The sequence below is a fragment of the Verrucomicrobiota bacterium JB022 genome (assembly GCA_030673845.1).
In the GTDB taxonomy this organism is placed as follows: Bacteria; Verrucomicrobiota; Verrucomicrobiia; order Opitutales; family Oceanipulchritudinaceae; genus WOUP01.
Genome location: JAUTCQ010000015.1, coordinates 275311 through 297302, shown reverse-complemented (window position 1 = coordinate 297302; position 21992 = coordinate 275311). Strand labels below are relative to the sequence as shown.

General features: G+C 61.4%; 20 protein-coding genes. All 20 read right to left on the bottom strand.

All coding sequences use genetic code 11. The features are described from left to right. Nucleotides 1–4: 4 nt before the first annotated feature. Nucleotides 5–1183 carry an acylneuraminate cytidylyltransferase gene (locus tag Q7P63_11840; protein MDP0500777.1) on the bottom strand — a complete coding sequence of 393 codons (1179 nt, stop codon included), beginning with the start codon at nucleotides 1181–1183 and terminating at the stop codon, nucleotides 5–7. Next, nucleotides 1180–2361: a glycosyltransferase family 4 protein gene (locus Q7P63_11835; protein MDP0500776.1), complete on the bottom strand. Its 1182-nt coding sequence runs from the start codon at nucleotides 2359–2361 to the stop codon at nucleotides 1180–1182. The genes Q7P63_11840 and Q7P63_11835 overlap by 4 nt, the downstream gene beginning before the upstream one ends. Continuing rightward, nucleotides 2358–3617: a glycosyltransferase gene (locus Q7P63_11830; protein ID MDP0500775.1), complete on the bottom strand. Its 1260-nt coding sequence runs from the start codon at nucleotides 3615–3617 to the stop codon at nucleotides 2358–2360. Before Q7P63_11830 ends, Q7P63_11835 begins: the two co-directional genes overlap by 4 nt. A gap of 3 nt (nucleotides 3618–3620) precedes the next feature. Next, a complete protein-coding gene (locus Q7P63_11825) occupies nucleotides 3621–4886 on the bottom strand; it encodes a glycosyltransferase family 4 protein (protein ID MDP0500774.1) in 1266 nt (421 codons plus the stop codon). A gap of 79 nt (nucleotides 4887–4965) precedes the next feature. Then, the gene (locus tag Q7P63_11820) at nucleotides 4966–5697 is read right to left on the bottom strand and encodes an NTP transferase domain-containing protein (GenBank protein MDP0500773.1); all 732 of its coding nucleotides are present in this window, start codon (nucleotides 5695–5697) and stop codon (nucleotides 4966–4968) included. A 7-nt stretch (nucleotides 5698–5704) separates the two neighbouring features. Continuing rightward, complete coding sequence (locus Q7P63_11815) at nucleotides 5705–6913, bottom strand: glycosyltransferase family 4 protein (GenBank protein MDP0500772.1); 1209 nt, start codon at nucleotides 6911–6913, stop codon at nucleotides 5705–5707. Nucleotides 6914–6935: 22 nt separating this feature from the next. After that, entirely contained in the window at nucleotides 6936–8114 is a 1179-nt protein-coding gene (locus tag Q7P63_11810; GenBank protein MDP0500771.1) for an ABC transporter ATP-binding protein, read from the bottom strand. 18 nt (nucleotides 8115–8132) lie between these two features. Further along, complete coding sequence (locus tag Q7P63_11805) at nucleotides 8133–9002, bottom strand: ABC transporter permease (GenBank protein ID MDP0500770.1); 870 nt, start codon at nucleotides 9000–9002, stop codon at nucleotides 8133–8135. A gap of 30 nt (nucleotides 9003–9032) precedes the next feature. After that, on the bottom strand, nucleotides 9033–10748 hold the full coding sequence (gene kdsB / locus Q7P63_11800) for a 3-deoxy-manno-octulosonate cytidylyltransferase (protein MDP0500769.1): 1716 nt from the start codon (nucleotides 10746–10748) through the stop codon (nucleotides 9033–9035). A 12-nt stretch (nucleotides 10749–10760) separates the two neighbouring features. Then, a complete protein-coding gene (locus Q7P63_11795; protein MDP0500768.1) occupies nucleotides 10761–11462 on the bottom strand; it encodes an exosortase-associated EpsI family protein in 702 nt (233 codons plus the stop codon). Nucleotides 11463–11472: 10 nt separating this feature from the next. Next, on the bottom strand, nucleotides 11473–12291 hold the full coding sequence (gene kdsA, locus Q7P63_11790) for a 3-deoxy-8-phosphooctulonate synthase (GenBank protein MDP0500767.1): 819 nt from the start codon (nucleotides 12289–12291) through the stop codon (nucleotides 11473–11475). After that, the gene (murB, locus tag Q7P63_11785) at nucleotides 12288–13184 is read right to left on the bottom strand and encodes a UDP-N-acetylmuramate dehydrogenase (protein MDP0500766.1); all 897 of its coding nucleotides are present in this window, start codon (nucleotides 13182–13184) and stop codon (nucleotides 12288–12290) included. The genes kdsA and murB overlap by 4 nt, the downstream gene beginning before the upstream one ends. Nucleotides 13185–13194: 10 nt before the next feature. Next, on the bottom strand, nucleotides 13195–14133 hold the full coding sequence (locus Q7P63_11780) for an SDR family oxidoreductase (protein ID MDP0500765.1): 939 nt from the start codon (nucleotides 14131–14133) through the stop codon (nucleotides 13195–13197). A 21-nt stretch (nucleotides 14134–14154) separates the two neighbouring features. Next, nucleotides 14155–15129 carry a GDP-mannose 4,6-dehydratase gene (locus Q7P63_11775; GenBank protein MDP0500764.1) on the bottom strand — a complete coding sequence of 325 codons (975 nt, stop codon included), beginning with the start codon at nucleotides 15127–15129 and terminating at the stop codon, nucleotides 14155–14157. Nucleotides 15130–15182: 53 nt separating this feature from the next. Beyond that, entirely contained in the window at nucleotides 15183–16448 is a 1266-nt protein-coding gene (gene cysN, locus Q7P63_11770; GenBank protein ID MDP0500763.1) for a sulfate adenylyltransferase subunit CysN, read from the bottom strand. A gap of 43 nt (nucleotides 16449–16491) precedes the next feature. After that, the gene (cysD, locus tag Q7P63_11765; GenBank protein ID MDP0500762.1) at nucleotides 16492–17403 is read right to left on the bottom strand and encodes a sulfate adenylyltransferase subunit CysD; all 912 of its coding nucleotides are present in this window, start codon (nucleotides 17401–17403) and stop codon (nucleotides 16492–16494) included. A 40-nt stretch (nucleotides 17404–17443) separates the two neighbouring features. Further along, nucleotides 17444–18046: an adenylyl-sulfate kinase gene (gene cysC, locus Q7P63_11760; GenBank protein ID MDP0500761.1), complete on the bottom strand. Its 603-nt coding sequence runs from the start codon at nucleotides 18044–18046 to the stop codon at nucleotides 17444–17446. Between the two features lie 135 nt (nucleotides 18047–18181). Further along, on the bottom strand, nucleotides 18182–18652 hold the full coding sequence (locus tag Q7P63_11755) for a hypothetical protein (protein MDP0500760.1): 471 nt from the start codon (nucleotides 18650–18652) through the stop codon (nucleotides 18182–18184). A 108-nt stretch (nucleotides 18653–18760) separates the two neighbouring features. Then, complete coding sequence (locus tag Q7P63_11750; GenBank protein ID MDP0500759.1) at nucleotides 18761–20434, bottom strand: hypothetical protein; 1674 nt, start codon at nucleotides 20432–20434, stop codon at nucleotides 18761–18763. A gap of 21 nt (nucleotides 20435–20455) precedes the next feature. Continuing rightward, entirely contained in the window at nucleotides 20456–21862 is a 1407-nt protein-coding gene (locus tag Q7P63_11745) for a UDP-glucose 6-dehydrogenase (GenBank protein ID MDP0500758.1), read from the bottom strand. Nucleotides 21863–21992 lie beyond the last annotated feature (130 nt).

Here is a 21992-nt window from a genome sequence, read left to right as displayed (position 1 = left end):
AAGGTTAGGCGTTCAGGTGTTGCAGCAACAGGTCGCACAGCTCACGGATCGCACCGTGGCCGCCTGCGCGCGAAAGGATGAAATCGGCGGCCTGTTTGGCCTCCGGATAGGCGTCGGCCACCGCCACGCCGCAGCCCGCCCGTTTGAGGCAGTCCGCGTCGTTGAGGTCGTTGCCCACGTAAATGACTTGTTCCCAGCCCCAGCCGCGCTCCTGCAGCCAGGCATTGATGGCCGCCGGCTTGTCGTCGATCCCTTGCATCACGGGCAACTTCAGCTTTTGGGCGCGGGTGGTGACGACCGGGTTTTGCTCCTTGGAGACGATCATCAGCGCAAGGCCGGTCTCCTTGAGGTTGGACAGGCGCAGGCCGTCGGAGCGGTTGCAGGCGACGGATTCGATGCCGTCCTGGTTGACCCATACGCGGTTGTCGGTAAAGACGCCGTCGAAGTCGAACAGCACCGCCTTCAGGTCTTTCGGGAAGGGGAGGCTGCTCGCGTCTTCCTTGGCAAAGTGGGCCAGCGCCTCGCAGACGGCGAAGTCGGCCGGGTCGTCGATCTCCCAGGCACGCTCGCCCGGCACGGGGTAGATGGCCACGTGACCGAAGAAACGGTGCCGGTATTTGCGAAAGCCGGCTACGCTCATGGCGTAAATGGCACCCGTCTCGCGATACTCGGGCTGGCGATCCTGCCGGCGCGGGCGGAAGCTGCGGTCGTGGTTCACGCCCACTGCGTTGCCGTTTTCATCGCTCTTCCACAGAAAGCTGTGGCTGGGCGTGGCGCTAAAGGAGACGTCGGCATTTTGCTGCGCGCGCAGCTCCAGGCAGGCGTCGATATCGGCCGCCGTCGTGAGCGGCGAGGTGCATTGGAGAAAGACGAGCACCTCCGGGGCCTGGCCTTCGCGGCGCTCGATCTCGTCGAGCGCGTGCAGGAGAGCGGACTCGCTGCTGGCGGTGTCGCTGGCGAGGTCGGCCGGGCGCATCACGACTTCGGCCCCCCACTCGCGGGCGTGGCGAGCGTAGTCGGGGTCGTCGGTCGAGACGTAAACGGCATCGATGTGCTGGGAAAGGCGAGCCGCCTCGATGTTGCGTTGCAAGATGGGGCGCCCCGCGACAGGGCGCAGGTTCTTGTGGCGGATCCCCTTGGATCCACCCCGTGCAGGAATGACGGCGACGGTGCGAGAGTTCATAGAGATTGCTGCTGCAGCCACTGTGCTAGTGGCGCAAAGCAGGCTTCAGGGGTGTAGGTGGCAAGGAAGAAATTGCGGCAGTCCTTTTCCCAGCGCGCCAGCGTCTCCGGAGACAACATAATCTCACTAATCTTGCCGCCAAAATGCTTCGGCTCCACTGCCGCAATGCCGGATGGCAGGTCCATCCCTTGCGCGCCAACCGGAGAGGTAAGCAAGGCCTTGCCATAGCTGAGGGCCTCCACGTTCTTAATCTTGAGACCGCTGCCATACAGCATCGGGTTGATGACCAAGGCCGCGCGCGCATAGAAAGGCTCAAGATCCTCCACTCGACCGTGAAACGCCACGCCCTCGGAGGCGAGCAGCCCAGCTTCCAAAGTGCCGCAGACGGTCCCGCAGACATCCAGTTGCAGATGCGGGTGCCGCGCCTTCAACGCAGGCCAAGTCGTCTGCAAAAAAGCCTCCAACGCATTGACGTTGGGCCTTGCCTTGGAGCCCACAAACAATAAGCGATGCGCCTCCTTCCGCGCTGGATTGACAAAGCGAGGCTCGTAGGCCTGTGGGACCGAGATAACGGGCTTACCGGGCAGGAGCGACGCGATCTCGGCAGCCTCTTCCGGCTGAATGCCCACTACAAGATCGGCCAGGCTCCAGAGATAGGCTTCTTCGGCCTGTGTAATGCCTGCCTTTGCAATCAAACCAAGCTCCACTTCATGTTGTTGGCGGCGCCAAATGATGTCGTGGGTATCCAGTACAATCGAAATTGGCAGCTTGCCCCGAGCCACATACAGATTAGGGAGCTGCGATACGTATTCACAAAAAACTAACGACGGGCGTAACTGGCGTAAGACGCGACGATAACGAAAGACCTCGTCGATGCGAGTATCCCTCGAACACTTCTCGTTCAACCCTGCATTGCGAGCCCAGTAATAGCCCATCCTGCCTTTGAACTTTCGGACAAGCGCAGGAGTCTTCGTCTGGCGTATAGAGCCTATATGCGCAAAAACATGTTCATAAGGAGGTTGACCAACTCTGTCGGGGTGGATTGCAAATGAAGGCGTTACCAATGAGACACTCATTTGCTGAGCAAGCCATTTTCTGACCGCTTCGACCCGCTGCAGGGAGCCTGTCTCGGCCGGCCAAGCAACCTGAGGGTAGAGGATGAGCGCGCGAGGTTTCATGCTTGTTTTGCAACCGCCTTCCGCACGGCGTTCTCTACAACCTCACAAAAAGCGCTGAACGTAAATTTTTGATCGACGACTTCTCGCCCGCTTTCAGCCAACGCTTGGCGGCCCTGGAAATCACTCAGCAGCTCAATACATCCCTGTGCGAAGGCATCATCCTTATCTCCTACCCAAACATGGTTACGATGATATAGATCTTGCGAAAGGCCCTCATGGGCGTGATGAGTCAAGACACAAGTGCGCCCGTAGGCGAGCGACTCCAGAATCTTGATCTTGGAACCTCCACCCCAATAGACTGGGCAGACTGTGAAGGCACAGCGGGCATATTCAGTTCTCAGGTCATCGACAAAGCCCACCACATCCACCCCTTCGATTCGCCCCCAAGCCTCCTGGTCTTCCGGGCGGATGAAGGCTCCCACAATTCTGAGCCGAACTCCCGGGACTGCCGCCATGACGGTAGGCCATACGTTGAGGAGAAAACGATTAAGCCCTTGACGATTGGGTTCATAGCCGAGTTGGCCTACAAAGAGCAGATCTTTGGACTCAACTACAGGCGGCGCGAGAGGGGGTATTACTCCCTGCAAAAAGTGATACGGTATGTTTGGCAGTAGCCAACTGGGAGTGGGCTCAATCAGCTTCTGATCGGCTGGATTGACAAGAAAAGCACCGACCGAGTGGTGCAGGACCTCAAGCATTAGCTGCCTCATCTTGCCCACCCGATATTTATGGCTTGCCCAGATGAATCTGCTAATCTGCGCCTCCTGTTCCAAGCGAAGCCGTAAAACCTCGCTGTCGAGATCGTCTACGTCGACGAGGACGGGCACCGGAAAATCATTAGCATGGAGACCTGCTACGGCTGCTGGCCTCAAATAGCGGGCCACCACGAGATCGTACCCTTGGTCGAAGACATATTGCCTGACTTGACGGGCAACCGCCGGCTGGGCGGTATAGCGTTTGCGCTCCACCAAAGGTTCCCAGATCGTCTTGTGTAAAGGCTGAGGCAATCGCCGGAAAATACGATGGGCGCCACGAAAAGGCTTGGGCTCCTGCCAATGCCAGCGCCTAACCTCAGGACGAAGTGCGACCAACTCTTCCCAGCGCTCGCGCGGCGGGTAGTGGGGTGCGCATACCAGTCCAAGGTCGACCTGCCCGACCGCTTCCAGCGCCCGCAGTAACAAGCTTGTTCGCTGAGCGCCCCCAGCCCGGCTACTGGGAACCACAGGCGGAATATTGGTGAGAAGGAGGATCTTCATCGCCTAGACATTCGCGTTGGCAACCGCCGTGAAGCCAGATGCGGCGAGCGCAGAACTGACTACCCGCCGGGTAGACTCATAGGTGAATTCCTTACACACGGTTTCACGCCCCACCTGTGCACAGCGTTGGCGCAGGGCACCGTCCTGAAGCAAGGTCACGCAGCCGGCAGCAAATTCCGCGTCATCGTGCCCTACCCAAAGGTGCTCACGGTGACGCAGGGAGGTCGCGTAGGCTTCGTGCGCATGCGGTGAAATGACACAAGTACGCTGATAAGCAAGCGATTCGAGGATCTTGATTTTTGAGCCCCCACCCCAGTATACGGGGCAGATAGAAAAGGCGCAGCGCGCGTACTCCGCTTCGAGGTCTTCTGCAAATCCAATCACATCCACATTCTCGATCTCCGCCCAGCGACTGCCGTCTTCTGGTTTAAGGAACGAACCTACCACCCGCAACCGAGCACATGGCTCTTCCCCCAGCACCTGCGGCCACACCGCTTGCAAAAAGTAGTTGAGGCCATCCTTGTTTGGCCCGTAGCCGAGGTTGCCGACAAAGAGAATATCCTGACTGCCGGAAACATCCGGCAATGGCTCGTTTACTCCGTTGATGAAGTGGAAGGGAATGTTGGGCAAGAACCACCCGCGCGTATCCTGAACTCGCTGGGCATCGGATGGATTCGCGATAAAGACGCCTTTCGTCCGCTTTACGTATTCGCGGATCAGGCGCTCCAGACGGGCCACCCTGGAGTTGCGCGTCCAACGGGAGAAAAAGTCCGTCTTCTGCTCCAGCTTCAGGCGCAAGACCTCGCTATCCAGATCATCAATATCAACCAGCACCGGGACAGGGAAATCGCGATCAAACAAACCGGCCACAGCGGCAGGGCGGATGTAACGTGCCACCACCAGATCGTATTTCCCCTCCACTACGCGCATTCGCACTTGGTCTCGCACGGTCGGCTGCACCTCGAAACGCCGCATCTCCACCACACTCTCCAGGAAGGATTCGCGGCTTGGAGCACTCAAAAGGCTACCGAGACGATGGGCGCCCCGAAAGGGTTTCGGCTCTTGCCACTGCACGCGGATGACCTCGGGGCGCGCCTCCTGCATCCCTTCCCAGCGCTGGCGGCTCGGAACCCCTTGCGGGCATACAAAAACGAAATCGACCTGCCCGAACGATTCCAGAGCTTTCAGGATCAGGCTCGTCCGCTGGGCGCCACCCGAGTGGTGCACAGGGAATACGGGCATGACATTGGTGAGAAACAGGATCTTCATTACCTGACGCGAGTTACAGGGAAAGCAGAGACACGATCAAGACGAACTGCATATGGCAGGTAAGCCGGCGAGGGCGAGGCTACAAATCCTTGTAGTCCATGAAGTCGTTGACCTGGATGGAGTTCAGATACCAGACGCTGGCGGAAATATCGATCCAGGTATGGATGTCGCGGCCAGTCACCCAAGGGCGCTCGATCATCTTGCACTTTTGCCCGAGCCACACCCACGGGCTGGGGCCCTTTTGCTCGTAGGCGCAGTGCTTGCGGAAGGCCCAGACACCCTGATCGTAAAAATATACCGGCGGGTAGCTCTGGCGGTTGGAGCTGACGTCAAGATCGTGAAAGGCCTTCATGTAGCCCTGCTCGTCCTGCGTCATCGCACGGAAGGGGTGGTCGTCCTGCGCCTTCCAGACGGTCGCCACCGAGTCGCAATCGTCTTCTTCCAGCATGCGGAAGGCCTTGTCGATCACGCCCGGCGTCACCTGCACCGTATTGCCCAGCAGTACGATGACGTTCTCCAGCTCAGGGTGCAAAGCCTCTACCTGTTGCACGGCATACTGGATTACATCGCGGTGCTGGCTCTCGGGGGTGGAGAGTTCGGGCGGGCGTACGAGGATCTTCGCGCCTTCCTTTTGCGCAAGGTTGCCGATCAGCTCGTCTTCGGTAGAGACGAAAATCGCGTCGGTCTCGACGGAGAGCTTGGCCGCGCGCAGGGGGTAGAGCATGACGGGGACCCCGAGGATGGGGATCACGTTCTTGTTCTGGACGGTAGTGTTGCCGCCTTTGGCCGTGAGGATGACCGCGTTTTTCATGAGCCTTTCAAGTGTAAAGCAGTCGCCGATACAGCTCTCGATACTGGCTGATGAATCGTTCGGGCGAAAATCTGGCGCGGGCCCGGCGAGCCAGCTCCTGGCGGTAGCCGGGGGTTGAGAACTCCGGGTGTTGGAGGAAAGTATGCAGCGTGTCGGCCAGCGCCTTGCCGTCGTGCGCGTTGGCGTCGAAGGCCAGGCCCACGGGCATTTGCAACACGTTCTCCAGCTCGTACACGTTGGGCGGATAGCCGATGATCGGCGCCCCCACGCAAAGGGCTTCGATGTAAGCCAGCGCGAGCCCTTCGGCGCGGCTGGGCATGACAAACGCCTTCGCGCCCGCCACCAACGCCGCCAGCTCCGCCGCTTTCTGGTGACCGTAAAAGCGAAAGGGCAGCGCATGCTGCTCCGCCGCCCCCTTGTTATCCGCGAACAGTTTGCCATCCCCGGCCAGCCGCAGCGGCGTGCCGTGCAGCGTGTGATCCACCTGGTAGGCCTCCAGCAGCAGGTCGAAACCCTTGCGGTGGTTGTGCATCAGGCCCGCAAACACAAACCCTTCCCCCAGCTCTGCCACGGGATGCGTCAGAAACTCATTCGAGCCGTAGTAGTGGATAAGCGAAGTCTTGGGTTCGAGTTCCGGGCGTTCCTTCAGCGTCTGCTCGCGCTGGCTTTCGCTTACGAAGACCACATGATCGTAAGCGTCCAGGTATGGAGTAATTGCGTTGGAGTGATTGGTAAGCACAAGAGGCAGGGTCGCATTCCCAAGCTGACGGACGATCTCCGGGAAGGCCGAGCCCGACTGGTGGTTGTGCGCAATGGCGAAGCGATCCTGCCCCAATGTTGCCTCTACGACCGTTTCGAGGGCGAAACTCGCCTCGCGGAAGGTCTGGCCGAGCCAACTGAGCGGCGCCCCGCGCGGCGGACTTTCGCGGAGCCGACGCCAGCCCCGCTTCAGCACGTCGCACCCATTGGGGTGGCAATAGGTGGGCAACAGCGTCACCGGCGTATTCTGCTCGTCGAAATAAATTTCGTGGCGCCCCTCAAACCGCTCCTGCACCTGATCGACACCGCCCCAGGGCAAGGGGAGCACAAAGGGAGACATGCCTTCCAGGTAAGAGGCGCGCACAATCGCAGCCCCGGCCTTGTCTTTGCCGCCGGTGTTTCGACTCAGCCGAAAGCTGGTGAAAAACGGGAGGATATGGAGGGCGTTGGAGGCCATGATCCGGCGCAAGCAGGAGGCGTTATCCGTTCAACTTGACCGATGGGACTTGAATGTCGCGGGCGAAGGTGGGCCCGTGGACTTCGAAGCTGTATTTCAGGTAAGCCGTATAGTGACGGTTCGCCGTGCGAGCATCGACCAAGTCGACCGTCAGGTAGTACTTGCCACGCCGCAGATACAGCGCGTCAATCTCGAACTGGAGGCGGTTCGTACCCTTTTTCAGATCGAAAGCGAGGGCCTGCTCCCGGCCAAGGGCTCCAAATACCCGCTGCACCTCGGAAGTCAGCACGAAGAAATTGGCGCTGACATCGTTCAAGTCTTCAGCAGCCTCCACCGTCAAATCGACTTGCATCCGGCTGCCATACGGCACGTGCTCCGATAGCTGCACCTCTACCTTCGTCAGAGGGGCGTTGACCCGCTCGAAGATCTCCGACTCGCCCTGGTTGATGTTGTCGCTGAAGTAGCGCCGCACAACGTGATCGAGGCTGCCCGCATCCTCCACCCGGCCTTGTTTGAGGAACAGGCCGTGCGTGCAGATCTGCGCCACCTGCTCCATGTTGTGGCTGACAAAGATTACCGCCGCCTCTTTCAGCAGCCCCGCCACACGGGTATAGCACTTGTTGCGGAAGGCCACATCGCCCACTGCCAACACCTCGTCGAGCAGCAGCACATCGGGCTGGAGCGTGCTGGCGATCGCGAAACCGAGGCGCACCTGCATACCGGAGCTGTAAGACCGCACGGGCGTATCAATAAAGGCGGCCAACTCAGCAAATTCCACAATCTCGTCGAAGCGGGCTTTGATCTCCTGCCGCGAGAGGCCGAGAATCGAACCGTTGACGTAGATATTTTCGCGCCCGGTCAGGATTGGGTTGAAACCGGCGTTGAGCGCGATCAGCGCCCCTACCCTCCCGCGCAGCTCGATCCGGCCAGTGTCGGGCTTAAGCAGCCCGTTGAGCATCTTGAGCAGGGTTGTCTTGCCCGCACCGTTGCGGCCGATCAGCCCTAGGCATTCGCCCCGCCGCAGCTCGAAGCTGACGCCCTGGTTAGCCCAAAACTCGTCGCGCCGCAGTCGGGTGCGTGGCCCCCCGTGCAGGCAGAGGTCGCTCAACGTGTCCTGCACGCCGTAGACGAGCGATCGCTTGAGGTCGCGGCAAAACTTTTTACCGACGTCTTCTGCGCGAACGAGGACTTCTCCAGCCATGGCGGAAAAAAGAGGACGCTACATGCCCAGTCGGGCGATCATGTGGGGCAGCGCCACGCGGTAGAGCAGCCAACCGACCAAAAGGAGGGCGACACTGACGGCGATGACCACCAACATATAGGGCAGCAGCGGTAAATCCATACCCAGCAACGCACTACGGGTAGTCACCACCAGCGGCATGATAGGGTTTAGATGCATCAACTGGGCCTTGAGGCCCTCCGTCGGCAGCGGAAAGATGGCGGCAGAGAGGAACATCCAGAACGTCATGATGAGCATGATGCCGCGCGCCACGTCGCTGAAGAGCACGCCGAGCGGGGTCAGGAGCGTGCTGATGCAGGTGCCCATCGCAATCAGCCCCATGCAGCCCACGCCCGCCCAGAGCCACGAGAGCGAGGGCGAGACCTGGTAGTACACCAGCACCGGCACGAGGATAACGAGCCGCACAAGGCTGTTGAAGAGCGCCATGCCCACGCCGGACAGGATCAGCGACTCACGCGGGAAGTTGATCTTGATCAGCATGTTTTGCCCCGCCGTAACCGCCCGCAAGGGGCTTTGCACGGCGTCGGCGAACATCTGCCAGATAAGGGAGCCGATGAGGACGAAAGCGGGATACGGGATCGCCGTTTCCCCGACTTGAATCGTGCCCGTCTCGCTGAGAAAAATGAAGGTGAGCGAGGTGATGACGGGTGGCAAAAAGGCCCACACGTATCCCAGCATACTTTGGCGAAACTGCGCCTTGATGTCGCGCAAGGTCAGCAGCCAGGCTAGCTCGCGACATTTGGCGAGATCGGCCCAAGCTTCAGCCAGGAACGTCCGCAGGCTCCGCAGGGGCGAATCGGGCGCGTAGACGCGCGCCGGCAAGGGCGGTTCGGCAGAGGCGGTGGACATGGCGTAACGGCAGGTGCGCCGTGGCGGAGCCTAAAGAGTGTCGTGCATGCGCAGCAGGCCGAGGTAGCGCTGGCTGGCATCGACGACGGGCAACACGTAAATCTGCTTGGCCTCCATGCGCTCGAGCGCAGTGCCGAGACGTTCGTCGGGGCCGATGGCGATGGGCCGGGGCGTCATCACCTGGCTGGCCTTGAGGTTCAAGTCGCGGTAGCGCACGAGGGCGCGGCGGATGTCCCCTTCCGTAATAATACCGGCGAGGCGGCCCTCTTCGGTCAGGCAGACCGCCCCGAGGTTCTTTTGCGTCATCGCCACCAGCACCTCGTCGAGGGTGGCCTCGGGGGTGAGTTGCGGGAGCGCCTCCGCCGGGTGCATCACGTCGCGCACATGCAGCAGCAGCTTGCGCCCCAGCGAGCCACCTGGGTGGTAGACGGCAAAGTCTTCATCCGTAAAGCCCTTGGCCTTCATCAGGGCCGCCGCGAGGGCATCGCCCACCGCGAGGGTGTTGGTGGTGGTGCTCATTGGGGCGACGCCGAGCGGGCAGGCTTCGCGTACCGCGCTGATGTCGATCACTACGCGCATCTCCTGCGCGAGCTGGGTCTGCAACTGGCCGAAGATGCCGATGAGGTCGACCCCGATCTTCTTCAGGCTGGGCAGCATCTTGATCAGCTCGACCGTGGCGGCGCTGTTGCTGAGCATCAGGACGACGTCGCCCGGGTTGACGAGCCCCAAGTCGCCATGCAGCGCCTCGGCGGCATTGAGGAAAACGGCGGGGGTGCCGGTGCTGGCGAGCGTCGCGGCAATCTTGTGGCCCACGAGGCCCGATTTGCCAAGCCCGGTCACGACGACCTTGCCCTTGGCGGTGAGGATCAGCTCGACCGCACGCGTGATCTCCTGGCGGTTGCGCGGCAGGAGGCTTTGCAGGGCTTCGATCTCGTGCAGCAGCGTGGTCTGGGCCACCTGCTCGTGCACGCTCGGCGGCTGCATCAGTTGCTCGGGGCTCAGGCCCTGCTCCATCAGGCGCGAGGCGTGGCGGAGGTCTTCCGGGGTGTCGATGCCGACGCCCGCGTAGTCCGTCACCACGGTCTGGAAATTCCACTGGTGGTCGACAAAGCGGAGCTGCTCCAGCTTTTCCTGCTGCTCCAGCGCACAGGGGGCCTGCTGGGCATACCACTGGAGGGCCGCGCGCGTGTAGCCGTAGACGCCGAGGTGGCGGAAGTGGGTGCGCTGGTCGATCCAGTCGGCCCAGCTCACGTCGCGCAGGTAAGGTGCGGTCGCGCGGGTAAAGTAGACGGCCCGACCGTCGGAGGCGCGCACAGCTTTGACCACGCTGGGGTTGAAGAGGTCGGCCCGGCTGCGGATCGGCGTCACGGCGGTCACGAGGTCGCAACCGGTGTCGCGGGCGCGCTGGAGGAGGCTGCGCAGCAGGTCGGGGTCGATAAACGGCTCGTCGCCCTGCACGTTGAGGAAGAAATCGGCCTCCAGTTCGTCGAGCAGGGCGCAGATGCGCTCGGTGCCCGATTGGCAACTGGCGGGCGTCATGCGGACGTCGCCGCCCCAACTGCGCACGAGGTTGGCGACTTCTTCGCTGTCGGTCGCGATGATGACAGGCACCTCGGGCGCCACTTGCTGGGCACGCTGCCAGGTGTGCCAAAGCACGGGTTGGCCGGCGAGGGGCAGCAGCAGCTTGCGGGGCAAGCGGGTCGAGGCCAGCCGCGCCGGGATGACGATGACGGATGAGGCGGACACGGAAAGTGTGCTCTAGGAAGCGGGCGTCGGGACGATGGAAGTCACGCCGAGCGAAGCCATGACCTCACGGAAAAACGGGTCTTGCTTCAGCTGATCGAAGTTACCTGAGGTGTGCACGCGCACGAAAAACTGCTCCTTGCGCAGGTCGAAGCCGGAGGAAAATGGCTCGGTGAAGATCGAGACCACCTTGTCGGCAAAACCCATGCTTTGGTAAGTAACGGCCTTACCGGCTGCGATGTGCCAGAAGACGACATCCACGTGTTGGCCCCGGTAGTCCATCTCGCGCCACTGGCCGTCGCGCGTCTTTGTGCTGCCGAGGTCGAGCGCGTAGGCGTTGTCGCGGCGCTGGATCGTCCAGCCGTTGTTGACCCAGCAGACATCCGGGATGTGGGTGTTGATCTGGCGCTTCGGCATCTTGCCGGGCTCCCAGTATGCCACGTAGACAAAGAAGTCCTTGCCGGAGCCCTGGTAGTGGCGAAACACGTAGTCGTCGAACTGGAGGATCTCCAGCGAAGCTTCTTCCACCGCTTCATTGGGCCCCAGCGGCACCTCTTCCATCGTCCAGCCGCCACGCGCACGCGGGAGCACTTCGGCCAGATCGCCATCGAAGGTGCGCTCAGGCGCGGGGCGCGTCTCAGCCCAGGCATACCAGCCGGCAGTCAGCAACAAGGCGAGAGCGAGCAGCGCGAGGACGGATTTCGTGAGCTTGTTCATGAGGGCGATGTCAGCTGAGGGTGAGGGTCGGAAGGTTGCGGGCGGCGCGCCAGATGCCAAGAGCCTGCTCCACCAAGGTGGGCAGCGAGGCGAGCGGGACCTGATTGGGCCCGTCGGAAATGGCTTGCTCCGGCTCCGGGTGGGATTCGACGAACACGCCGTTGGCACCCGCCGCGAGGGCCGCCCGCATCAGCAGGGGCACAAACTGGCGCTGGCCGGTGGTCTTGCCGCCGCCGGCGCCGGGCAACTGCACGGAGTGGGTGGCGTCGATGATCGTCGGGTGGTTGTAGCCGCCCATGAGGTCGAAATTGCGCATATCGACGACCAGGTTCTGGTAGCCGAAAGTGGTGCCGCGCTCGGTCTGCCAGATCTCTTCCGCGTCGGCGCCTTCGAGCTTGTCGATGACGAAGCGCATCTCGGCGGGCGAGAGGAACTGGCCTTTCTTGACGTTGACCACGCGGGAGGTCTGGGCGGCGGCGATGAGCAGATCCGTCTGGCGGCAGAGGAAGGCCGGGATCTGGAGCACGTCGCAGACTTGGCCGACGGTGGCCGCCTGGTCGGGGTAATGGATGTCGGTGAGCACGGGGAAGCCCGTCTCATCCTTCACGGCCTGGAGGATTTCGAGCCCTTCCTTCATGCCGGGGCCGCGCGGGCTGTCCAGCGAGGTGCGGTTGGCCTTGTCGAACGAGCCCTTGAAGACGATGTTGAGGTCTTGGTGGGCGGCGGCGAGGCGCTTGAGTTCGCGGGCAACCTGAAGGCTGGTGTCGAAGCTCTCGAGCGAGCAAGGGCCGGCAATCAGCAGCAGGCGTTGGGGGTCGAACAGGCTCATGCGTTGGAATGGAGGTAGCGGATCTCAGGTTCGAGATCGAGACCAAATTCTGTGCCCACCCGGCGCTGGACCTGCTCGACGAGGCGCAGCACATCGCGCGCACTGGCCCCTCCGGCGTTTTCGATCCAGTTGGCGTGCTTGGGGCTGACGATCGCCCCACCCTCCTGCAGGCCCTTGAGGCCCGCCCGGTCGATAAAGACGGCAGCGGGCGTGCCGTCGTGGATCGCCTTGAAGACGCTGCCGGCGGTGGGGCGCGTGAGGGGTTGGGTGCGTTTGCGCTGCAGCAGGTGCTCGCGCGTCTCGGCGCGAATTTCCTCCGGGTCGCCGGGGCGTTCGAGCTTCAGGCGCGCGCGCAGCACCAGCTCTTCCGTCTCCAGAATGTCGGTATAGCGGTAGCGCGCGTTGACTTCCTGCATGGTGACGGTGCGGGTGCTGCCGTCGAGCGCGATGAGGTCGGCCTCGTGGACGAGGGCCAGCATGTGGCGGGGGTCGCCTTGCTTGAAGCCGGCGTTGATCGCCACGGCCGCCCCGACCGTGCCGGGGATCCCGATCAGAAACTCGTAGCCTGCGTAACCTTCCTGCGCGGCAAACTTGGCCAGGCGTGGCAGGCTCACGCCCGCTTCGGCCTCGATGCAGTCGCCTTTGCGCCCGATCTGCTTCATAGCCTCGCGGGTGAGGACGACGAGGCCGTCGAGCCCCGCGTCGTCGACCAGCACGTTTGAGCCGCGCCCGAGCCACCACACGCGCAGCTTTTCCGCGCGCGCCCATTCGAGCAGGGCGGGCACTTCGGCTGCGCTGGGCTCAGCCAGCCAGCGCGCAGGCCCCCCGATACGCCACGTGGTGAGAGGCGCAAGGGGCACGTTTTCGCGGAGCTGGCAGGGCGCGGGGCGCACAGGCTGGGCTTTACAGGCCGAGGTTTTGCTTGAAGTAGGCGATGGTGTGCTTGAGGCCTTCTTCGAGCGGGATGGTGGGCTCCCAGCCGAGCTTTTCCCGGGCGAGGGTGATGTCGGGCTGGCGCTGGAGCGGGTCGTCTTGCGGCAGGGGGCGGTAGACGATCTTGCTCTTGCTGCCGGTGAGGCGGATCACGTTTTCGGCGAGCTGCAGGATCGTGAATTCGCCGGGGTTGCCGACGTTGACGGGGCCGGTGAAATTCTCGCAGTTCATCAGGCGCACGAAGCCGTCGATCAGGTCGTCGACATAGCAGAACGAGCGGGTCTGGCTACCTTCGCCGTAGACGGTGATGTCTTCGCCGCGCAGGGCCTGCACGATGAAGTTGGAGACCACGCGACCGTCGTCGGCCAGCATGCGGGGGCCGTAGGTGTTGAAAATGCGCACCACGCGGATGTCGACACCGCTTTGGCGGTGGTAGTCGAAGAACATCGTCTCCGCCGCGCGCTTGCCTTCGTCGTAGCAGGCGCGGATACCGATGGGGTTGACGTTGCCGCGGTAACTCTCGGGCTGCGGGTGGATCGTCGGGTCGCCGTAGACTTCGGAGGTGGAGGCTTGGAAGACGCGGGCCTTCACGCGCTTGGCGAGGCCCAGGCAGTTGTGGGCGCCGAGGATCGAGGTCTTGATCGTCTTGACCGGATTGTACTGATAGTGCACGGGCGAGGCCGGGCAGGCCAGGTTGTAGATCTGATCGACCTCAAACTTGAAGGGGTCCACCACGTCGTGGCGGATCAGCTCGAACTTCGGATTGCCCAGGTGCTGCTGCACGTTGACCTTGCGGCCCGTAAAGAAGTTGTCGAGGCAGATGACTTCGTTGCCTTCGCGCAAGAGGCGATCGCAAAGGTGGCTACCCAGGAAGCCGGCACCGCCGGTAACGAGAATACGGAGACTCATGGAATGATTAGATGAGATAAGCTAGAGTTTGAGATCGGAAAGCCAGGTCAGGTTGTCCAGATACCATTGGGCGGTAAGGCGGAAGCCTTCTTCCGGCGCCACGACCGGTTCCCAATCGAGCAGGCGGCGGGCTTTCGAAATATCCGCATGGGTGTGACGCATGTCGGAGGCGTTCACAGGCTCATGCTTGAGCGTGGCCTTGCGGCCGAGCACGTCTTCGAAGACGCGGATCATGTCCATCAGCGAGACGGGTTCGTTACCGCCGCCGAGGTTGATCACTTCGTAGCCCAAGGGGCGAGAGGCCGCGACAGTACCTCGCGCGATATCGTCCACATAGGTGAAATCGCGCGTCTGCAGCCCGTCACCGTAAATGGTGAGCGGGGTGCCGTGGTAAATCCAGTGGCAGAAGCGCAGAGGGCTCATGTCGGGCCGACCAGCCGGGCCATAAACCGTGAAGAAGCGGGTGACGCTGATGTCGAAGCCGTAAAGGTGGTGGTAGCTGTAAGCGAGGGCTTCGGCGGCTTTCTTCGACGCCGCGTAGGGCGAGATGGGGGTGTTGACGGGCAGGTCTTCGGTGAAGGGCATGGGCAGCCCGGCATAGAGCGAAGAAGTCGAGGCAATCACGATCTTGCGCGGGCCCGAGCTCTGGCGCATCGCATCGAGCACCGTCAGCAGGCCGAGCGTGTTGACTTCGAAGTAGAGCTTGGGCGCTTCCATGCTGTAGCGCACGCCCGCCCGCGCCGCGAGGTGGAAGACGGCCTCGAACGGCCCTTGCGCAAAGGCTTTGGCGATCAGGCCCTCGTCGCAAATGTCGCCCTCGTGGCAAGTAAACCCGGGAAAGCGCTGCAACTGCTGCAGCCGCCAGGTCTTGAGGCGCTGGTCGTAGTAGGCGTTGAAGTCATCGACGCCCACAACTTCATGACCATCGGCCAGCAGCAGCTCGGCGGTTTTCCAACCGATGAAGCCTGCACAGCCCGTAACGAGGTATCGACTCATAAAGAGTCACCTTGCCCCGGCGTTCAGCCCAAGGCAAGGCGGTAAAAACAAGGCTAGCGGATCATGCCTGCGGCGACCGTTTCGTTGGTGAACGGGTCGACGAGGATGATGCTGCCGGTCAAGCGGTTACGACGGTAGCTGTCGAAGAAGAGCGGGGCGGAGGTGCGCAGGGAGACGCGGCCGATCTCGTTGAGCGAGAGGTCGGTGTCTTGTTCGATCTTGTGCAGGGTGTTCACATCCACCTTGTACTTGATCTCCTGCACGACGGCCTTCACTTCCTTGCCGGTGTGGCGGAGGAGATACTTGCCGCGCGGGCTCAGCTTTTGCTTTTCGGAGAACCAGCAGAGCATCACGTCGATGTCTTGCGATACGGTGGGCTGGTTGTTCTCCTTTACCAGCATGTCGCCGCGGGAGATGTCGATCTCGTCTTCGAGGGTGATCGCGACGGAGTGCGGGTTAAACGTCTCTTCCAGCTCGCCGTCGTAGGTGTGGATGCCCTTGATCTTGGACTTGAAACCACTGGGGAGCACCACCACATCGTCGCCCTTGCGGAAGACACCACCGGCGACGCGGCCGGCGTAGCCGCGGAAGTCGTGCCACTCGTTGGAAAACGGGCGGATGACATACTGCACAGGGAAACGCGGGTCGACGTGGTTGGCATCGGTGCCGACGTAGACCGTCTCCAGGTGGTAGAGCAGCGTGGAGCCTTGATACCAGGGCATCTTGGCGCTTTTCTCCACCACGTTGTCACCCATCAGCGCGCTGATCGGGATGAAGGAGATTTCGGGGATGTCGAGGCGCGAGGCAAAGTCCTTGAAATCCTTGACGATCTTGTCGAAGGCTTCCTGCTTCCAGTCCACCAAGTCCATCTTGTTGACGCAGAGCACGACGTGCTGGATGCGCAGCAGGCTGGCGATGAAGGCGTGGCGGCAGGTCTGCTCGACGACGCCCTTGCGCGCATCGATGAGGATGATCGCGAGGTTGGCGGTCGAGGCCCCCGTCACCATGTTACGGGTGTACTGGATGTGCCCCGGGGTGTCCGCGATGATGAACTTGCGGCGCGGGGTCGCGAAATAGCGGTAGGCGACGTCGATCGTGATGCCCTGCTCGCGTTCGGCGCGGAGGCCGTCGGTCAAGAGGGCGAGATCCGTATACTCGGTGCCGCGTTGCTTGGAGGTGCGTTCGACGGCTTCGAGCTGGTCTTCGAAGATCGTCTTGGTGTCGAACATCAGTCGGCCGATCAGCGTGCTTTTGCCGTCGTCCACACTGCCCGCCGTGGTAAAGCGGAGCAGCTCCATATCGAAATAATTATCGCTCATGTGCGGAAAATGTTTGGGTGTGCGGTAGCGGACGAGGGACGGCTTAGAAGTAGCCTTGACGCTTGCGGTCTTCCATCGAGGTTTCGGAGCGCTTGTCGTCGGCGCGGTTGCCCCGCTCGGTCACACGGGCGGCGGCCACTTCGGCGATGACTTCGTCGAGGTCGTGGGCCTCGCTCAACACGGCACCGGTGATGGTGGCATCACCCATGGTGCGGAAGCGCACGACGCGCTTTTCGACCTTCTCGTCTTCGCGCGGCTGCACAAACTCGGAGACGGCGAGGATCACGCCGTTGCGGATCACGACTTCGCGCTCGTGGGAGAAGTAGAGGTGGGGCAGCGGGATTTTCTCGCGCTTGATGTATTGCCACACGTCCATCTCCGTCCAGTTAGAGAGGGGGAAGACGCGGAAGTGCTCGCCGGGGTTATACTTACCGTTGAAGAGGTTCCAGAGCTCGGGGCGCTGGTTCTTCGGATCCCACTGGCCAAAATCGTCGCGGTGGCTGAAGAAGCGCTCCTTGGCGCGCGCCTTTTCCTCGTCGCGGCGGGCGCCGCCGATGGCGCAGTCGAAGCGGTTTTCTTCGATCGCATCGAGGAGGGTCACCGTCTGCAGCGCATTCCGGCTGGCATTGGGGCCCTTTTCTTCCTGCACGCGGCCCTTGGCGATGGATTCCTCCACGCTGGCCACCAGCAGGGTGGCGCCCAGCTCCTTGCAGAAAAAGTCGCGATACTCGATTGTCTCCGGGAAGTTGTGCCCGGTGTCCACGTGCATAAACGTGAACGGGATCTTGGCCGGCCAGAAAGCCTTGCGGGCGAGATGCGCCACGCAGATCGAGTCTTTGCCACCGCTGAAGAGCAGCGTCGGCTTCTGGAACTGCGCCGCGACCTCGCGCAATACGAAGATAGCCTCGGACTCCAGATGGTCCAGGTGGTTAACACGGTAATTAGGGAGCGACATAAGACAGAGGGTTAAAGTAGGGTTTATAAGGTTGTCAACCTTAGATTAGGCCGCGCGCCTGCAAAAAGGTATCAAGTTGCGTGACACAGGCTTCAAGTGAGTGGGCTTCGGTATCGAGCACGAGGTCGGCATCGCCCTCGGCAGGTTCCTCAAAGAGCGAATCCTTACCGGTAAAGTGGGCGACTTCTCCCCGCAAGACTTTGGCGTAGAGGCCCTTCGGGTCGCGCTCGGCGCAGGTCTCGAAGCTGGCGCGCACGTAGACTTCCACGAAGTCGCCCTGCCCCACCGTTTCCTTGGCCAGCTGGCGCAGCTCGCGACGGGGGGTGATGAACGAGCAGAGCGTGACGATGCCGGTATTGAGGTAGAGCTTCGAGACCTCGGCGATACGGCGGATGTTCTCCTGCCGGTCTTCGTCGGAAAAGCCGAGGTTCTGGTTCAGCCCGCTGCGGATATTGTCACCATCGAGGATCTGGGTGAGCTTGCCACGGCTGTGCAGCGCACGCTCGAAGGCATTCGCCACCGTGCTCTTGCCGGAGCCGCTGAGGCCGTAGAGCCATACCACGACGCCGCGCTGCCCCAGCAGGCGCTCTTTATCTTCACGGCGCAACATGCGCTCGAATTCGGGATAGATGTGCTCAGCCATCGGAAAAGGTCTCACTCTTACACGCTGCCGCCCTTGGTCGCATTCCCAAAATTATGGAAAAAACCAATCGGGGCTCGAAATGGACTGTGGATAGCGGCTGCCATAGGCGGCCACGGGGATGCCCGCATCGGGCGATCAACCAATTACATTGCGCACCAGCGGCAGGATCTGCCGCGTCTTGCGGTACCAGCTGCGCAGGCGCTCAAGACTGCGCTCCAGGTGCTCCTGATCGAGTTCGTCTTCAGCCTTGATCGCCTCCGCGATCCGATCGATGCGCTCGGCGCCAAATTCGAGGTGCGGCTCCACCCGCTCGCGCAGGAAGCCGTTGGCGAGGCGGCGCAGACGGCGCTCCGCCACAAAATGGTCGCGACGCTGCCCGGCGAGGTAGACGACCTGCACCGCGTTGAGGTTTTGCAAAAAGCGCAGTCCCTGGCTGGCAGATCCTTTGCTGATCTGCAAAATCGAGACAATCGCATCGAGCGAAAGCGGATCTTTGGAGGCAAAAAGCAGCCCGTAGATGGCCCCTACCGATTTGGGCAGGCCCAGGTTGTGCCCCAGATGCATGAACAACTCCACCATCTCCTGCTGGGCGGCACTCAGCGACATCTCAGATTCTGCAGGCGTGCTCGACATGAATGGGAAGCCATCCAATCGCCCACCTCAATTTGTTCAATCCTTTTTGAACAAATTGACCTTTTATTGACAACCCAATGCCTAGGCCTGCGTGTCAGGAGTTACCGAGGCTGCAACCGGGCTCGTGCGCACGCGGCGCAAGCGCCGCTCACCCGTTTTCTCGGCCCGCGCTTCGCTCCAGCGCGACATGGCGACGGTCATCACTGCCGCGATTCCCATAATCGACGGGGTCGTCATGTGAAAATCCACCAGCGCGGTCAGACACAAGCCGATCATCCCCACAAAGAGCATCCACGCCGTCGCATCCCAATGGCGGATATGCCACAAGGCCTTCGCAAACCAGTAGCCGATCGAACAGAAGAGCAGGCCAAAGCCCACGATTCCCAATTCCATCAGTGCCTGCGCCCAATCGTTGTGGACCGCGTTGAGGCCGACGGTGAACTTTTTACCTATTCTCCGACCTGTTTTGGGATCCCTCTCAAACTCCAGCGTCTTCCATTTGCCTGTCTTGCGGTCAAAAGTACCCTTGTAGCGGAAGCCGACCAAGTCCGGGTAATCCTTGGTCCGAGTGAGGTAGTAGTAGCGAAAGGAGCCGGCTCCCCAGCCAAAGAGTTGACGCTCTTCCCACATCTCGAGCGCAAGCTGGGAGGAGCGCACCCGATCGATCATCCGCCAGTCGGCCAACGCTTCTCGCGTCTGCCTTATTTCACGATTGAATACTTCGTACTGCGCGCCATAAGCCGTCTGCTTGACGTAGGCGTACGAGCCGAACAGCCCTCCACACATCAAAAAGGTCACCGCAATCAGGCTGATCCAATAGCGTTCACGAATCGCCGTAATGATGAAGAGCAGGATCGCAAATGCCCATAGCCCAACCAAATACCCCAAGGGCCCCCGGTCGAAGATGCGCAGCTCGGCCGCCGTAAAGAGAAAGGAGCACAACAGGAAGATCCAATGCGGCCCAACCAGACGCTTGCGCTGGCGCGCCTGCCGCCAATACAGAAAGAAGAGCGACAGGCAGACCACCACGCCCATGCCGAGGAAGTAGCCGACGTGCGCCTTTGCCACAATGGTACCGAAAAATAACGGATACTGAAAACGTGTGCTCTTCCAGACTCCAAGGATCCGCTCGAACTCCATGAAGTCCATGTAAAAAGCGACCCCGAGCCAAGCGAGCAGGCCAACCCCGAGCCAAAGCAGGCACATGCGCCACGCCCGGCGGTTGCGCAGCCCCACCCCAAGGGTGCAGACAAGCAGCCACGGCTGGGCGTAGAGCAGGAAGTAGATGAAGGGGTTGTCTTTCTCGATGGGCAAGGCCATCGCCGACGGCAGCCAGGCAATCGTCTCGTGCCGGACGAGCCGGATGCGCCCCGTCGGCAGCGTCTTCAGCGTCGTGTGGATATTGTAGTTGGAGATGATGACGTATGCGAGCAACACCGCCCCGAGCCAGAACACGGGCAGCTTGAGCAGGGCACGCGCATTGTAGCGTGGCGAACCCACATCGCGGCTGCTCTCCCCAGGCAGGGGCCAAAAAAGCGAGGTGAAGCTGAACAGAGCGACGAGTGTGCCGATCGACTGCCACTTCCACGTCAGGCCGCTGGCCATCCACAGCATGAAGAAGCAGGCAAACAGCGCAGCCGCCGTCACCACCTTCTCACGAAGGGTGTAAGGTTCGCGGGACCAACTGGAGCCCCGCACCTCGACTTTTTCCTGACGACGGAACGCCGCCAGTGCTGCATCTCCCCTGCTTTTCATGCGAGGGCCAACCTACCCGCCTCAGAGGCTCGTTGGCAAGGGCTTGCCAATCGAGTAGGCTTCGAAACCGATCTCGCGCAGGAGCTTCGGGTCGACGATGTTACGACCATCGAACAGGAAGGCAGGCTTTTCCATATCGCGGTAGATACGCTCGTAATCAAGCTGATCCGCCTTGAAGGCATCCCACTCTGTCATAATGGCAATGGCGTGAGCCCCCTTGCAGGCAGCATACACATCTTCATAAACCTCGATGCTGGAATTGCTGCGGCCACCCTTCTCCGTCGGCTCTTGGCCCAAGTCGTAGAACACTTGGTCTGGGCCGACCTTGGGGTCATAGATGGCAAGCGAAGCCCGCTCTTCCAGCAGCTGCTGGCAAATGCTGATCGAGGAGGATTCGCGGGTATCGTTGGTGTCCTTCTTGAAGGCAAAGCCAAGGATCGCGATCTTCTTGCCGGAGACCGTGTTGAAGAGCGTCTGCACAATGCGCGAGCTGAACCGGCGGCGCTGCCAGTCGTTCATCGCCACAACTTGCTGCCAATAGCTGGCCACCTCGGGCAGGCCAAAGAACTCACAGAGGTAAACAAGGTTGAGGATGTCTTTCTGGAAGCACGAACCGCCAAAGCCGACGGAGGCCTTGAGGAACTTCGGGCCGATCCGGCTGTCGCGCCCGATGGCATACGCCACTTCGTCGACGTCGGCGCCGGTGGCTTCGCAAAGCGCGGAAATGGAATTGATCGAGCTGATGCGCTGGGCCAGGAAGGCGTTGGCGGTCAGCTTGGAAAGCTCGGAACTCCAGAGGTTGGTCGTGAGGACCCGGTCGCGAGGCACCCATGAGGCGTAGATGCTCACCAGCTCCTGGATCGCCGCTTCGCCGCCTTCGGTGCGCTCGCCGCCCACCAGCACGCGGTCCGGGTTTTCCAGATCGGCCATGGCGGTGCCTTCGGCCAAAAACTCGGGGTTGGAAAGCACCTGGAACTTTGCTTCCGTATCGGCGTTGGAAAGGATCTTCTTGATCGATTCGGCCGTGCGCACCGGGATGGTCGACTTCTCGACGATGATCTTGTCGGACTTGGAGACGCGGGCAATCTGACGGGCGCAACCTTCAATGTAGCGCAGATCGGCGGCACGTCCGGCGCCGATCCCGTAGGTCTTCGTCGGAGTGTTGACGGAGATGAAAATCATGTCGGCCGCGGCAATCTTCTCATCCACCTCGGTGGAGAAAAACAGATTGCGGCCCCGCGCTTCCTTCACCACTTCGAGCAGGCCCGGCTCGAAAACCGGCAGGTCGTCCGTCTGCCAAGCCGCAATGCGGGCGGCATTGAGGTCCACGACGGTCACTTCGATGTCAGGACGCTTTTGCGCGATCTTAGCCATGGTCGGGCCGCCGACATAGCCGGCCCCGATGCAACAAATTTTCTTAACAGCCATTTGGTATAACGAGAATTTTTAAGAGAGAGTATGCAAAGACGTCGGCCAACAGCGAGGCGCTGGCAAGGCAAAACTGCCCGCGCCCCCGGCAGCCGAAGCAGCTATTAACGCACTTTTACGACAAATTTCC

Coding starts and splice junctions, on each gene's coding strand:
- Q7P63_11840 (MDP0500777.1), bottom strand. CDS start 1,183: ATGAACTCTCGCACCGTCGCCGTCATTCCTGCACGGGGTGGATCCAAG.
- Q7P63_11835 (MDP0500776.1), bottom strand. CDS start 2,361: ATGAAACCTCGCGCGCTCATCCTCTACCCTCAGGTTGCTTGGCCGGCC.
- Q7P63_11830 (MDP0500775.1), bottom strand. CDS start 3,617: ATGAAGATCCTCCTTCTCACCAATATTCCGCCTGTGGTTCCCAGTAGC.
- Q7P63_11825 (MDP0500774.1), bottom strand. CDS start 4,886: ATGAAGATCCTGTTTCTCACCAATGTCATGCCCGTATTCCCTGTGCAC.
- Q7P63_11820 (MDP0500773.1), bottom strand. CDS start 5,697: ATGAAAAACGCGGTCATCCTCACGGCCAAAGGCGGCAACACTACCGTC.
- Q7P63_11815 (MDP0500772.1), bottom strand. CDS start 6,913: ATGGCCTCCAACGCCCTCCATATCCTCCCGTTTTTCACCAGCTTTCGG.
- Q7P63_11810 (MDP0500771.1), bottom strand. CDS start 8,114: ATGGCTGGAGAAGTCCTCGTTCGCGCAGAAGACGTCGGTAAAAAGTTT.
- Q7P63_11805 (MDP0500770.1), bottom strand. CDS start 9,002: ATGTCCACCGCCTCTGCCGAACCGCCCTTGCCGGCGCGCGTCTACGCG.
- Q7P63_11795 (MDP0500768.1), bottom strand. CDS start 11,462: ATGAACAAGCTCACGAAATCCGTCCTCGCGCTGCTCGCTCTCGCCTTG.
- kdsA (MDP0500767.1), bottom strand. CDS start 12,291: ATGAGCCTGTTCGACCCCCAACGCCTGCTGCTGATTGCCGGCCCTTGC.
- Q7P63_11780 (MDP0500765.1), bottom strand. CDS start 14,133: ATGAGTCTCCGTATTCTCGTTACCGGCGGTGCCGGCTTCCTGGGTAGC.
- Q7P63_11775 (MDP0500764.1), bottom strand. CDS start 15,129: ATGAGTCGATACCTCGTTACGGGCTGTGCAGGCTTCATCGGTTGGAAA.
- cysN (MDP0500763.1), bottom strand. CDS start 16,448: ATGAGCGATAATTATTTCGATATGGAGCTGCTCCGCTTTACCACGGCG.
- cysD (MDP0500762.1), bottom strand. CDS start 17,403: ATGTCGCTCCCTAATTACCGTGTTAACCACCTGGACCATCTGGAGTCC.
- cysC (MDP0500761.1), bottom strand. CDS start 18,046: ATGGCTGAGCACATCTATCCCGAATTCGAGCGCATGTTGCGCCGTGAA.
- Q7P63_11755 (MDP0500760.1), bottom strand. CDS start 18,652: ATGTCGCTGAGTGCCGCCCAGCAGGAGATGGTGGAGTTGTTCATGCAT.
- Q7P63_11750 (MDP0500759.1), bottom strand. CDS start 20,434: ATGAAAAGCAGGGGAGATGCAGCACTGGCGGCGTTCCGTCGTCAGGAA.
- Q7P63_11745 (MDP0500758.1), bottom strand. CDS start 21,862: ATGGCTGTTAAGAAAATTTGTTGCATCGGGGCCGGCTATGTCGGCGGC.